This is a genomic window from Flavobacterium sp. NPDC079362 (assembly GCF_050267765.1).
Taxonomy (GTDB): domain Bacteria; phylum Bacteroidota; class Bacteroidia; order Flavobacteriales; family Flavobacteriaceae; genus Flavobacterium; species Flavobacterium azizsancarii.
Genome location: NZ_JBNNFM010000032.1, coordinates 40473 through 55470 on the forward strand (window position 1 = coordinate 40473; position 14998 = coordinate 55470).

Sequence of the window (14998 nt, forward strand, 5' to 3'; positions counted from 1 at the left end):
AAACGTTTTTAATAGGTATTTATTTAGAAATGATAATACAAATATATACTAATGTTTGAGATTTAGGCCTTTGTAATTTTTAAAACAACACTTGTATTCGAAGAATTCACATTTGGATTAATTCCAACCTGCATTAAAAAATCACCTGAATAAGTTGCAGTCTCTACAACTGGCTTTTTATCCGGATATACGTTGATTTCTTCTACTTTATAATTTTGTCCTGCTTGTAATCCTTTTAGTTTTATCGGAAGATGTGTTCCCGCTTCGTATCTAGAATTAACTGAATAACCAAATACTACTGCTTCGTTACCATTTTTATTTACAAACATCACTGCTGCTGCATCATTACCAAGAGGATTTTGCAAACGATATTGATCTCCTTGCCAGATGGTGTTGCTCAATGCACCATAATTTTTAATCGCTAGTTGAACAAAAGCCAAATCTTTTTCATTCAGGTCTTTCACTACAATATCAAAACCTAATCTTCCCATCATCGCAACATCTGTACGGTATTTTATGGGTTGTTTTCCCCAATCTGTTACGTGTGCAGCAATGGTCAAAGCAGGATAGAAATAAGAGTATTCCCATTGCATAAATACGCGCTCCAGAGGATCTGTATTATCACTTGGCCAGAACTCCGTAAAGTATTTTAATGCTGCATAATCCACTCTTCCTCCACCACCGGAGCATAACATCATAGGTACTTTAGGATATTTGGCACGAATACGTTCCAAAACATTATACAATCCCGTTACATAATCTGTATAAAAATTATTTTGTTTGTCTTTTAGATTGCTCGAGTACGCATTGTAAATTACTGCATTACAATCCCATTTGATATAGGCTAATTCCGGATTTTCGGTAAAAAGATTGTCCACAATTCCATAAACAAAATCCTGTACTTTTGGGTTTGATAAATCCAATACCAATTGGTTACGGAAATAATGTTCTGCTCTTCCTGGTTGTTTGATAACCCATTCCGGATGTTTTTTGTACAAATCACTCGCTGGACTTACCATTTCAGGCTCGATCCAGATTCCGAATTTTACCTGATTGTCTTTGGCTGTTTTTACCAAAGTTCCAATTCCGTTTGGTAATTTCTTTTTGTTTACATCCCAATCTCCAAGAGCTGCATCGTCATTATTACGAGGATAATTATTTCCGAACCATCCGTCGTCTAATAAAAACATATCAACGCCCAGTTTTTTACTATCAGCAATAAGTACTTTTAGTTTATCTTCATCAAAGTTAAAATAAGTAGCTTCCCAGTTGTTCAGCAATGTCAAACGACTTCCTTTTCCGTCTAAAATTTTATAATTCCTTGACCAGTCGTGCAAATTACGACTTGCATTTCCTCTTCCTTTAGAAGATAATGTATACCAAAATTTAGGCGTTGTAAATACTGTGTTTTTTGCCAAAGAATAAGCTGCCGCTGCATTATTAATCCCTGAAATAACACGAAGATTATTCAATGGATCCAATTCTAAATCTGTACGGAAATTTCCTGACCATTCTAAACCTGCAAACAAAACTTTCCCCTCATCCTCGGTTGCCGGTTTATCCAGAGAAACCATAAAAACCGACGGCTGAAACAAATTGGCACGCGATCCTAATTTAGAATCCAATACTTTGATACCGTGAGTCAGTTTTGTTTCTTCAGGCTGCATTTCTTTTACCCAGTCTCCGTGATATTGATTCAGATAAAAGTTGTTGTATCCTTTCAGATACAAATTAGCCGAAGCATATTTGTTCAAAGTAATGTTACTTTTCTCTGTGTGTTTAATTGTTGTCCATTGCTCGATAACATCAGTATCATAGTAGGACTGAATAAACATATGAACCTCAACCGGATATACATTATCTTTTAATGTAATTTCTGTTTGAGAAACCCCTGTACTTATTGTTGTTGTTTTATGCTCTACATATAATAAATCCAATGAATTATTTCCGTCAGCATGCGTTACTGCAATTGCCGGCTCCAGTAAGTTTTTAGAACCCGATGGTGTATAAGCTGCATTATAAATCCCCGAATAATCTACTCCCTGTTTGAACTGAGCTTGTATTTTTACGTACTCAAAATCATTTGCCAGTTTTTCTCCTAAATAAATGGTGTTCAATTCTTTTCCGGGAGTTACCTGCAAAACAAGCGCATTACTTTTTGTTTTTACTGAGATAATTTGTTGCGCCGTAACCGGGCTGCAATAACTCGCCAGCATAAAAAATGCTATCCCAAAAGATTGCCTTAAAGTGGTAATATGTTTTTTCATTTTTACTATATTTTTATTTCTATTTCTTTTCTTGTGTAATTCCTGCCCAAATATCTGTTCTAAACGATGATGCCGGTAATCCTGATGCATTCGTTAAATTCCCAATAGGATTATCAGCCCAATTGTAGCGAACAGACACCGGATTTGGTACTTCCTGAGAATATACCTCAACTTTTCCCTTGACTACTTTAGCATCTGCCCAATAAAATTTCTGGTCTGATCCTGCTATACTAAATCCTTTAAGTGCATCGTCTCGCGCTTTTATATTTTTATTAAAGTCAAAATCTATTGTAGCTGTATTTCCTTTTATGCTATAGGATTTATACAATGGTCCGGAATAATCAATTTTGGTATTGTATACTTTTGCCAAAGCTATACTGGCCAAACGACCTCCAACATCTTGTTTGTTTTTTGGATGAATATCTTCTCCGTTCCCAATATCAGTTGTAACCGCCATTCCGGTGTTTGGCAACTTTAAAGCCTTAAACTGTGCTTCTCTCAACTCTGCCCAATCTGACTCTCCCGGTTCTTGTTTTTGTTGTTTGTAATTGGCTAACTGAACAAAGAAAAAAGGCAAATTTTTATCTTTAAATTTATCCCTCCAATCGTTTATCAACAACTGAAATAACTTTTGATATTGGTATGCTCTTTCTGCATTGCTTTCTCCCTGATACCAGATTACTCCTTTTATTTTATAATCTGTCAAAGGTGCGATCATTGCGTTGTATATGGCGCTTGGTCTGTTTTGGCCTTGAGCCAAATACGGTTTAGCAGGCAAATTTTTACTATCTGCACCAATATTATATTTCCAGTCTCCGGCTAACGAAATGGTTTCTTTTTCTGATTTTGCAGCAAAGTTTTCGTCTCCGTAAATTCCACCATTTCCTGATCCGTCAAAAACCCTGATGGTTATGGTGTTTTCGCCTTTTCTTAGAAATTGAGAGGGGATTGTGTAATGACGTTTTACATTATATCCCTTGGTTTCACCAATATAATTTCCGTTTACCCAAATCATATCATCATCATCTGCATAATAACTGATGATCAGGTCTTTTTTTATACTATTTTCTGAAAGTGTTACCTTTTTTCTAAACCAAACAATACCATCAAAATTGCCTAATCCGTTGCTGTCAAAAAATGAAGGCAATGTCATTGTTTTCCAGGATGAATCATCAAAATTGGGTGTTGCCCAAATTATTTTTCCAGTCTCAAATCCTTGATCTGAACCTCTTAATTTCATTTCCCAATCCTCCATATCAGCATTATACTTTTTTAATAATGCTGCTGCATCAACCTCCGATTTCATTGCCTGAATTTCGGTATCAAAATCATGAATAGTGGTTAACGCTCCGGAACTTGTCCATGCTTCAATTAGTGTTCCTCCCCAGGAAGAATGAATTAACCCTATTGGGATATTTTTTTCTTTGTAAATCTTTCTGGCAAAAAAATAAGCCGTTGCGCTAAAATCAGCTACGGTTTCAGGGCTGCAAACATTCCATCCGCCGTGTTGTACTTTTAGTGTATTTAATGGTAGCGTACTTTCTATATGTTCGGCCTGTAATAATCGTATTTGAGGATAATTGGCATTGGATATTTCTTCTTTATAATGATCAATTTTTCCCCAGCCTTTTAATGGCATTTCCATATTACTCTGTCCGGAACACAACCAAACTTCGCCAATCAAAACATTCTTTAGCGTTTTAATCGTTCCGTCATTTATGGTAATCGTATAAGGTCCTCCATAAATTGGGGTTTTCAAAACTACATTCCATTTGCCGTTCACTACTTTGCCTGTATATGATTTTTTATCCCAGGAAGTTTTAATGTTTACTGATTTTGCGTCGCTTTCTCCCCAAAACGGAACTGCACTTTTTTGTTGCAGCACCATATTATCGGTAAAGAATGACGGCAATATTACCGCAGCATTGGCTGTATTGAATGCACTAAAGAGTACCCATACAAGTATCGCTTTTCTTAAGAGGTATTTATTCATGCCGGTAATTTATTTTACAATTTTAAATAAACGAGCATCTTTAGCCCCAAGACTTAGATTTATAGTGTTGTTTTTTACTTCAATATTTTCTGCAGTAAAAACATCGTGTAATTTATAATTTCCGTTTTTTATGCCTAATCGTTCTAAAGGAAGCGCATATGTTTTACTCGTATTTCCGTAATTCAAAATACTGATGTACCAATCGTTACCTATTTTTTGTTCAAAAACTTCAGTAGTCAACTTTCCTGTGTTCCCTTCTACCGGACGGAACGCTACACCATTTTCTACAATCTTAAGTATTTCTTTATTCTGAAGCCATTCTTTTGCGCGTTTGCTCCAGATTCCGTCTTTGCTATAATCGTCACCCGTAATTAAAGTTCCTGTAATAACGGACGAAATTAATCTCGCACGGTTCTCTCCTTCTGTAACATCAGCAAAAACAACGTGATCTGCATCTATATAATCGTATGAATACGTTTGCCACCAACCGTAGTTTACACTATTTAAGGTATATTGTGTTTGCTCGATTGTTTTCCAGGCATCACATGCAATACGGCGAATGTGCGCATAACGAGATGTAGCCATGTTTGGAGAAATTGCTGCATAAATAAGCATTTGGCCATCCAGCGCATTTACTAAATGTTCCATACCTACTTTATAAGCCCGCATTCCTGTAGTTACATTTTTATCATAAAACGAAGTCGATTCGGCAGCTGCGTGACCTAAAAAGTCGATTTTAATCATCTTAAAACCACACTCTTTCAGTTTATTAATCACATAATCAACACGTTTAAGCGTTCCCGGATGTGTAGGATCTATCGCTCTCGCGCCATCAAAATCAAAATAAGTGTTTCCGGTTTTTGTCCACAATTCTCCAAACGTATAATCACTTCCTTCGGCTTTGCGGTTTGGGCCATCTTTCCATCCCCAATCTGTAAATGGCGCCCAGTATGCTCCCGGCTCTAAACCTTTCTTTTTGCAATAATCTGCAAATTCTTTTAGTTTACTAAAATCACCGGTAAAACCACCTTTAACCATATTGTCCCAAAACGAATCAAGATCAATATAAGCGGTATTGCCAACACGAAATTCCGGAACTGAATTAGCAAAGAAATCAGCCACTTTAGTCGTGTTCTCAAAATTAATTTTCTCCATCAAAACTCCCCAACTGTTCCAGCCTACCGGAGTTGGTTTGTCCCATGCAAAAACAAAAGGCTTTTCTACAATGCGATTTGTTTTCGCATATTGTTCCATACCGTTTCTCCAATCTGAATAGTATCCTACGAAAAATTTTGGAGAAGCAACTTTATCCGCTTTTACAATCCCGTGGGCAATACTATCACGTGTGTTCTCTTTTTCTGAATATCCTGCCCAGGCAGAAAACAAAGGTTGTTTGTTTTGATTGATCGTTTTTACGGCACTTTTCCAGATTGTATGTTCAAGAGAACCTACGATAAAACCGTTACGGGAAGTATTATTAAATATGATTCCAACTTCGGCACTTGTATTATAAGAAATGGTATCTAACTTTTTAGAGTTATAACTAATGAAGGCATCATTATCATAAGGAACAAAAACCGTTTGCAGATTTTCTATTTTGTCAAAAGCAATTTTTCCTAAATCTAATGGAGCAATATAGTTGGTTGCGATTTGTTGCCCGTTACCCAAAATTTCTAATTGAGTAATAAAATAGTCCTGATCGTTATACGTATAAAAACTCTGAACTACCGTCGCTTTACTTTTATCTTTATAAGTAAGCGTATATTTTAGACCTTTTCCTAAATCATCATTAAGAGTTTCTTTTGCAAAAACAGCTTTCGGATAAGAACTTATTGAAATTGTTTTACCATTTACAACTACTGAAGCTTTTGCTCCGCTAAATATAGTTTTGCCGGATTGACTTACTGCAATTGTTTTTTGTTTTGCATCATAAGTAATAGTACCGTTTTTGCCAAAAGTCATTTTGATATCATTTTGTGCAAAAGCCGGATTGCAAAAAAATGCCGTTAATAAAACGGACAGAAACAGGCTCTTTAGTAGGAAAGGATATTGTCTCATTCAATAAATTTTTAAGTTATTATACTATTCTATACTACAATGATACAAATTAAAATTTAGTTACCAATATTTGAGTATGAAATTTTTTACCTGATACATTATATAAGTACCTATTAAAGTTGTTTCGCACAATTTTTGTTTTTTAATAAAAATGCTTCACTATATAAGTTCATATTAAAATTGGTTCGTATAATTAAAATGGTTCTAACGTATAAGTTCATATTAGACTTCCTTATATGATTTTTACAATTCAAAAAAACATCGAGATTCTATAACTTATATGGTTCAAAAAACACACAGCAATACTAAACTTAATTATAACGTATAAAATAAAGGCATTTTTTACACTTATTCTGAATAATATTTTTTAAAACGATCTTTATTTAAATTTTATTTAGAATTAATATAAATAAACTTTTATATTTGCCGATTTCCAGGCAAAAAAGGTCTTTTGGATAAATTACCTATATTGCTTTCTAAAAAAGTGATCCTTTTATAATGAACAATACTACCAGTTTCGAATTACATCTTTTTGAATCTTTCAAAGAAGGAGACGAAACTGCTTTCACTTATTTTTACGACAAATACTTTCGCCGAATTACAGCGTTCAGCGTTCAGTTTATTTATGATAAAGACGAAGCTGAGAATTTTGCGCAAGAGGCATTTGTTCATTTATGGCAAAACAGAGAAACTGTTGAATCTGTAAATGGTATTCAATCCTTCCTGTATACTTATGCCAAATCGAAATGTCTGAATATGATCCGGCACAATAAGGTGAAAGATAAATTTAAAAGTGAGATTTTAAATCAGAAAGAAAGGGAACTGGATATCGAAATCTTAAATTCGGTTCAGTTTGATACTTTAGAATTAACGGAATTAGAACGTTTAATTCAGGAATCGATTAGTGAACTTCCTCCCAAAACCCGCGAGGTTTTTATAAAAAAACGTTACGAAGATAAAAAAAATGCAGAAATCGCCGAAGAAATGCAAGTGACCTTAAAAGCTGTAGAAGCCCATATGACAAAGGCTTTGAAGATTTTAAAAACGAAATTATCGGATTATTTATTTCTTATTTTTATCCTTATTTGTAATAATTAAAAATAAAAGGTAGGGTATTTTAATTCTGAAGTGTACTTACTACAGCGAGAAGTTTAAAAACTCAAATATGACATCAGAAATCATTTACAAATACCTTTCTAATGAAGCTTCAGAACAAGAAGTTCAAATTCTTTTTGAATGGATTGAAGCCTCGGAAGAAAATAAAAAGCATTTTATAACTTTAAAGAAAACCTGGGCGTTAACGGCACTTTCTGAAAATCTTTCAAGCGATAGTGTTCCTGTAGTTTTAATTCGACCAAAAAATAAAATAATTCATTATCTGAAATATGCCGCGGTATTTATTGTCCTGATCGGATTAAGCAAATTAGCGTTCAATTTGAATGAAAAAACAAAATCAGCAAAAGAAATTGTTTTAGAATTAGCTGATGGACGTTCTGAATATATTACGAAAGACAACCATACAAAATTGGTAAACGCTAAAGGCGATCTAATTGCTAAGAAGTTTCCAAACCAAATCATTTACTTTGGAAAAGTTCAGGATCAGCAATTGGTTTACAATACATTGAAAGTTCCTTACGGAAAAAGATTCAAATTGACGCTTTCAGACGGAACGGTGGTGAGTTTAAATTCAGGAACAACATTAAGATATCCGGAGCAATTTGGCATCAACGGAAAAAGAAATGTGTATTTAACCGGTGAAGCTTTTTTTGAAGTGGCCAAAGACAAAGAACATCCTTTTATTGTCAGCGCCAATCAGGTTGATGTTGAAGTTCTGGGAACAAAATTTAACGTTAGTGCGTATCCTGAAAACCCAACGGTCAACAGTACTCTGGTCGAAGGAAGTATTCAGATGTATGAAGTCGAAAACAAACAAAATGTTATTTTGTTAAAGCCTAACCAAATGGCAACCTGGCAAAACAACTCTAAAAAAATTACAACAAAAGAAGTTGATCCTGCTTTCTATTCTGCCTGGACAAAAGGTGAACTTGCTTTTAAAGACACTCCATTTTCTACCATCGCTAAAATAATTCAGCGTACTTACGACGTCGAAATTATCAATGAAAATACTGTTTTGGCCAGACAGAATTTTACCGGTACTATTAAAATTAGCGAATCCAGTGTCGAAAACATTTTAGAACTTCTAAAACGTGACACGCCTTTTAATTATTCCATTAAAGGAAATACAATAACCATTACCAACCTTCCATAACTAAATAAACATGACTTTTACGATACCCGATTTAAGGAAAATTCTATTTTTCCTAGCCCTGCTTTTATCCAGTTTCAAAGGTTTTTCTCAGAATAAAAGCATCACTTTACAGCTCAAAAACAAACCTATTAGTTTGATTATTAAAGCTATTGAAGAACAAACTGATTTTAGGATTATTTACAACGCCAGAAAAATAGATGCTGATCAGTTAGCAGATATTAATGTTCAGAATGCCACTTTAGAAATGGCGCTGACACAATTGTTAGCCGGTAAAAACATTTCGTTTTATATCCAGAAAAAACAGGTTTTATTAACGAACGCTGCTCCTGCTCCAACATCTACTATATCTTCTGATGAAAAAGAGAGATTCATTAGCGGAACAGTTTATAGTGCAAAAGACAAACAACCGCTTCCCGGAGCAACCATTCGCATAAAAGATACAGGAATGGGCGCTATAACTGATTTTAACGGGAAATTTGTTTATGAGTTAAAAGGGAATGATATTGCTAATACGATTCTTGAAGTTGGATTTTTAGGAATGGAATCTCAATCGCAAAAAACAAATGACAAAAAACAGTTTGTTTTTTATCTTAAAGAAGCGACGGACGAATTAAATCCTGTCGTAATTACTTCGTCTTACGGTACTACAAAACTAAAAGAGGAAATCGTTGGGAGTATTTCTACCCTATATGCCAAAGATATAGCCGTTGAGCAAGCTTCAGAAAGTGTCGATAAAATGATTACTGGTCAAATCGCCGGTGTATTGGTCGAAAATACTTCTGGTGTTGGTGGTCCGGTAAAAATTAATATTCGCGGACAGGGAACTTTATCTTCTTTTACCGGTGCACGAACGGGAACTTCAAGTCAGCCACTGATCATTATTGATGGCGTAATCATGGGAGAAGAGTACGGAATAGACAGCGCATATTTTAGCGGAAACGGAGATTTTACAGAAAGTTTTGGTAATCCGCTGATGAAAATCGCTCCCGAAAATATTGAAAGCATTTCAGTTCTTAAAGATGCAGCGGCTGTAGGTATTTACGGTGCTGACGGTGCAAATGGTGTTATTTTGATCACGACCAAAAAAGGAAAAAAAGGAAAAACACAATTTGGTTTCTCCAATCAGCTTGGGGTTTCATCAGCCATCAATCAGATTAAATATCTTAACGGAGAGCAATACAATGAGCTTAGGAACGAATTTGTAAAAAATACTACTCCGGGAGCCGTCCTGACTCCCTATAATGGTGTCAATACAGATTGGTTTGGTCTATTGAATCAATCAGGAATTTTCAATAAATATAATTTTAATGTTTCCGGCTCAACATCAAAAATTTCATATCGCACCAATATTAGCTATACAAAAATTGATGAACCGCAAATGGGTAACAATACCAAACAATTGAACGCGGGGATCAATTTAGGTTACAGTTCCGGTAAACTAGATATCAGCTTAATGCTTAATCCAAGTTATACTCAGAAGACTGCACCCAATATCTTTTATTCTTTTGCTTACCTGCCTACTCTTTCTCCTTATAATGAGGATGGATCGTACTCATTATTAGGCGTTAGTGGCATGATGAGAGGAAATCCGTTGGCAGCGATAGAGCAAAACAAAAATGAAGCAAAAACGTATGGCATTTTAGGTAGTTTAAGTCTTTCTTATAAACTAAGTAATGCTATAAAATTCTCTACGCTGTTTGGTATGGACTATACTGATAAAGATCAGGATCGATATTTTTCGGCTGAAAATGAAAGTGGTCAGTTTCCCGGAACTTTTGTTTTAGAAGATACCACTTATAAAAGATGGGGGCGCCGACTTTTAAACCAAAGAAACACGACTAAATGGAACTGGCAAGGACAAGCTTTATTTAACAAACAGCTTACTAAAAATCATGCTATTGATGGTGTTGTTGGTTTTGAACTTTCTGAGGATAAAACTGATTTTGATTATCAGTCCGGAACTGGTTTTGTAAATCCTAATGTTATCAATCCGATCTTTAATGCTATAAAAGATGATAATCCATTAACTCCTGATGTGGATGAATCTACAAGTAATCAGGTAATTGGAAAGGAAATTAGTTATAACTCGCGAGTATCTTTATTTTCTCAGCTAAATTATAATTATAAAAAACGATATTATGTATTAGCCAATTTCCGTCGCGATCAAAGTTCTGTGTTCGGAGATGATACTGATGTGGCTAATAATGGCGGCCTTGGAGCCAGTTGGATTATTAGTAATGAAAACTTCCTTAATAACAATTCGTGGATTAACTTTTTAAAAATAAAAACGAGTTACGGTACAACAGGAAACTCGAGAATTGGTTCTTACCGATCAAAGGGTTTATACAATTATCAACAAAATAATTATAATGGCGGAACTGGTGCTACTCCGGGCTCTGCTCCAAATGGAAGGTTAAGCTGGGAAAAAAACACGAAGTTTAATGCCGGAATCGATTTTAATATCTTCAATCGCGTCGAGTTTTCTGTAGAATATTATCGTGATGACAAAAGTGATTTAATTACAACCCGAAATATTCCTACTGAAACCGGTTATAGTTCTATGTTGTTGAATGCGGCAAGCATGTACAATCAGGGGTTTGAATTTCAGACTAGAATTAAATGGATTACCAACACAAATTTTAAATGGACTACTTCTTTTAATATTTCTACCGTAGATAGTAAAGTAACTGATTTAAAAGGTTTAGGAAGCGAATTCTCTACAGCAGAACTTGCTTTGGCACAAAAAATTGGTTACAGCACTACCTCAGTCTGGGGAATAAAATGGGTGGGGGTTGATCCCGCTACCGGCAGAGACCTGGTTACTAAAAACGGACAGGTATATGACCTAGCCACTTATAAAACGCTATTTACAATAGCAGACTGGGAACCTATTGGCGACACGCAGGCTAAAGCATATGGTGGTTTCAATAATAGTTTTACCTTTTTCAGCAATTTAATTTTATCACTAAGAGGAGATTTCCAATTGGGTGGCGATTTCTTTGCATCTGATGCTATAATTGACAAATACTCGAATACATCCAACAGAAATCTTTCTGTAAATGCTGCTAATCACTGGAGAAATCCAGGAGATATTGTACCGTATTCAGCGGTAACAATTGTACCGGTTACGGCAAATTTAAGCAAGTATGTTTATGACGCTACTTATGTACGATTAAGCAACATTAATCTTAGTTATAATGTGCCTGTAAAAAATATTTTCTTGGATACACTTTCTGTTTTTGCAGATGCTACAAATGTGTTGTACTGGTACAAAGACAAAAGTCCGAAAGGAATGAACGGAATACGGGAGTTTAGCTACACTTATCCACAGGCAAGAACAATTTCACTTGGTGTAAATGCAAAATTTTAAGACGATGAATTATTTAAAATATATCACAATAGCTTTCCTGATTTTTACATTGCAAAGCTGCAGTGATTTTCTGGAGCAGGAACCCGGAACACAAACTTCTATAGACGAACTTCTACAAAATAAGGAAGGTGTCTTAATAGCTTTAAAAGGTCTTTATCGCAATGTAGAAGGTACGGTAAGAGAAGAACGTTTTTCTGTTTATTCTGATTTACAAGGCGGAAATATCAAATTTACACCCACTTCTTCAGGAAACAGTTTAGGACAGATTACACCGGGAGTTAATCTTAGGGAAGCATATTCTTTTGAAGATATGGCCGAGACAAGCAATTTTGCATCATTTTACAGTGGTAATTACAGCATTATTAATCAGGCTAACTTGATTTTAGAATATACGCCAAAGCTTAAAGATGCTACTGAAACCGAAAAAAAGCAGATACAAGCAGAAGCCTTAACCATTAGAGCTTATGCCCATTTTGTTTTATCACAGATTTATTGCCAGGATTATGAATACACGCCTGATGCTTCGCATTTAGGAATTGTCTATAATACTGAATCGATAAAATCGGGACTTAAATATCCTAAAAGGGAAACTCTTACAAATACTTATTCCTTAATCATTACTGATTTAAAAACAGCCATAGAGAATTATTCTGAAACTGCTGCCATGGCGGGCCCCATTTATTCTTATTTCAATAAAAATAATGCAAAAGCGTTGCTGGCAAGAGTATATCTGTACAAAAAAGATTGGGCTAATGCCTACCAAACTGCAAATGACGTAATTGCAAATTCCGGATTTAAATTAGTAAATGCTACTGATTTAGTTTCCCAATGGGCACAGCCAGATCTTCCTGTTTCTGAAGCTTTGCTAGAATTTTCAGTATCAAAGGATTCAGAAAGTATCGTATCAACATCAATGTCAAATTATTTTGGTGTTACTTCAAGCACTTATGCCCATTATGTAGCTTCAAACGACCTTGTTGATCTTTATGAAAGTAATGATATAAGGAAACAATTATTTATTACTGTACATCTTCAGACTTTAGTAAACGGAGTTTTAACGGCTGTTCCGTACAATTTTACGCGTAAATTTCAGGATAATGCCGGATATGTGGCTTTTAGACTAAGTGAATTGTATTTAATTCGTGCCGAAGCCGCTCTCGAAAACAATCAGCCAGCACTTGCAATGGCCGATGTTAATACCATTCGTGCACGCGCCAATGCCGCTTTATTAACGAATACTGCCAACCTGAAAGAGGATATCTTTTTAGAAAGAAGAAAAGAACTTTGTTTTGAAGGGCATTTATTCTTTGATCTTGTTCGCAACCATAAAGGAATTACAAGAAATGATGGCTGTATTTCGACAAATTGCGGTATGGCTTATCCGTCTCTGAAATTCGTATTACCAATACCACAATCCAATATTAATCTTAATTCAAACTTACAACAAAATGAATCTTATTAAGATATTCAGCATATTTGGCATAGCATTGCTATTGGCATCATGCTCAAAAGACGATTATAAATTAGGTTCAAAAATAGATCCTTATTTAAGATTTAACTTCATGGTAAACAGTAATAATGTTCCATTAGAATATCCGACAGTAAGCGGAATTCTAATCCCTCAATCTACTTACAAAAATAGTTCGGTAAAAACTTTGAAAATTCCGGTTGCTTTAACAGCTAATCCTTTAAAAGGTGCTGTAACGGCTCACTTCAGTGCAGTATCAACAACTGGTGATAACGATAGTTTTACAGTAAATCCGGTCAATCAGTTAGTCTTTGAAGGAAGCAAAGTAACGGATACTATTTTTGTTTCTTTTGATAAAAGATGGACTGCCAATCAAAGTATTACTTTAAAATTAGAAACTGTATCTGATCCGGAGATCCATATTGGAAATCTAAATTCAACTTATCCTAATGATACCTTTAAGATTGATCTGGGAACCATTACTACCAATTATACTTTTCCGGTTACCCAATATGTGATAAAAGGCGAAGTTGGCGAAACAATTGATTTTAAAGTTAACTTCCCAAACGGATTTTTTCCTTCTGAAATAGAAAAGGCTGCTATTTTTAAATTTCAAAATGGTTTTGAATATTCTTTAACACATGATGATTATGGCGACAACAGAAGTTCAATAACCTATCATCTGACTCTTTTAGAGGATCTTCAGAATGACGATGCCCGTTACGAATCCAAAATAAGCTTAGTAAATATTCCGAATTACAATGCAACCGGAAACCTTAACCTGACGATTGTAAAACCAACAAAATCACCCAGAGATTTACAGGCATATCCAGCTTCAAAATTTACAGATCCTACAAATGCATTTTATTTGACCTACGGGGAACACTGGTTTAACAATAATGGCACTTGCACATGGCAGACCTTTAATGCTTTAACCTTTCCTGTTGTGGTTACTAAGGATAATGAAAATGCCATACTTTATAGCGACAAAGGAACAGCAAACCCTAATGACGATGTATATCACGATGCCTTTAAAATTGGTTTTAACGTTTCTACGGGGGCAAATACAGTAAACTCTTTTGGTTTAAAAAGATGGTTTTCTAACGAAAGCAACGCTGCGGCCGTATCTCCGGGATTTAATATTACTTCTGCTTTAGAGTTTTTCCCGGAAAACGGAAACAGCAAAACACAGGGAACGGTTCTGGTAATTCCGCAAGATTTAACGATTGGATCCAGTGCGTCAAACACCCATATTATTTCTATTTCAGGAGAAGGAACGTACAAGGAAATCAGTGCAGGTTTATATGAAATTTCATTTGAATTAAAACTCACAAACGACAAACTCTTTGGAGGAACCGTTTCGACACAATATCGAATGTATAATAACCGGGTTTATCCAAAACCAGCGGCTTTAAGTATTCCTTGTCCGAAAGAAGTTACGCTTTAAGTTTTTAGTCGCACTAACTTTGTCAAAGTTTAAAACCAAGAGTGTAAGGAACTTTTGTAAAAAACTATTATTTTTATTTTCTGTATGTCAATAAATATCAGAAAATGCAAATCAGAACAGAAGTAA

General features: G+C 35.0%; 8 protein-coding genes. 5 read left to right on the top strand and 3 right to left on the bottom strand.

What is annotated here, in order from left to right:
* Positions 1-62: 62 nt before the first annotated feature.
* From ACQKCJ_RS20310 to ACQKCJ_RS20320, 3 genes are read right to left on the bottom strand one after another with little or no spacing between them, the layout of a single operon-like run.
* A complete protein-coding gene (locus ACQKCJ_RS20310; RefSeq protein ID WP_271337138.1) occupies positions 63-2267 on the bottom strand; it encodes an alpha-galactosidase in 2205 nt (734 codons plus the stop codon).
* 19 nt (positions 2268-2286) lie between these two features.
* A complete protein-coding gene (locus tag ACQKCJ_RS20315; RefSeq protein ID WP_271337139.1) occupies positions 2287-4260 on the bottom strand; it encodes a sialate O-acetylesterase in 1974 nt (657 codons plus the stop codon).
* A 9-nt stretch (positions 4261-4269) separates the two neighbouring features.
* On the bottom strand, positions 4270-6318 hold the full coding sequence (locus ACQKCJ_RS20320) for an alpha-galactosidase (protein WP_427402820.1): 2049 nt from the start codon (positions 6316-6318) through the stop codon (positions 4270-4272).
* Between the two features lie 498 nt (positions 6319-6816).
* Here ACQKCJ_RS20320 and ACQKCJ_RS20325 point away from each other — a divergent pair, with 498 nt between their 5' ends.
* The 5 genes from ACQKCJ_RS20325 (at position 6817) to ACQKCJ_RS20345 (ending at position 14872) form a co-directional block, all read left to right on the top strand.
* Complete coding sequence (locus ACQKCJ_RS20325) at positions 6817-7416, top strand: RNA polymerase sigma-70 factor (protein WP_271337141.1); 600 nt, start codon at positions 6817-6819, stop codon at positions 7414-7416.
* 67 nt (positions 7417-7483) lie between these two features.
* Positions 7484-8587, top strand: a complete 1104-nt coding sequence (locus ACQKCJ_RS20330; protein WP_427402821.1) for a FecR family protein — start codon at positions 7484-7486, stop codon at positions 8585-8587.
* A gap of 10 nt (positions 8588-8597) precedes the next feature.
* On the top strand, positions 8598-11957 hold the full coding sequence (locus ACQKCJ_RS20335; protein WP_427402822.1) for a SusC/RagA family TonB-linked outer membrane protein: 3360 nt from the start codon (positions 8598-8600) through the stop codon (positions 11955-11957).
* Between the two features lie 4 nt (positions 11958-11961).
* Entirely contained in the window at positions 11962-13419 is a 1458-nt protein-coding gene (locus ACQKCJ_RS20340) for a RagB/SusD family nutrient uptake outer membrane protein (protein WP_427402823.1), read from the top strand.
* Positions 13406-14872 carry a hypothetical protein gene (locus ACQKCJ_RS20345; RefSeq protein WP_427402824.1) on the top strand — a complete coding sequence of 489 codons (1467 nt, stop codon included), beginning with the start codon at positions 13406-13408 and terminating at the stop codon, positions 14870-14872. The genes ACQKCJ_RS20340 and ACQKCJ_RS20345 overlap by 14 nt, the downstream gene beginning before the upstream one ends.
* The last annotated feature ends 126 nt before the right edge of the window (positions 14873-14998 follow it).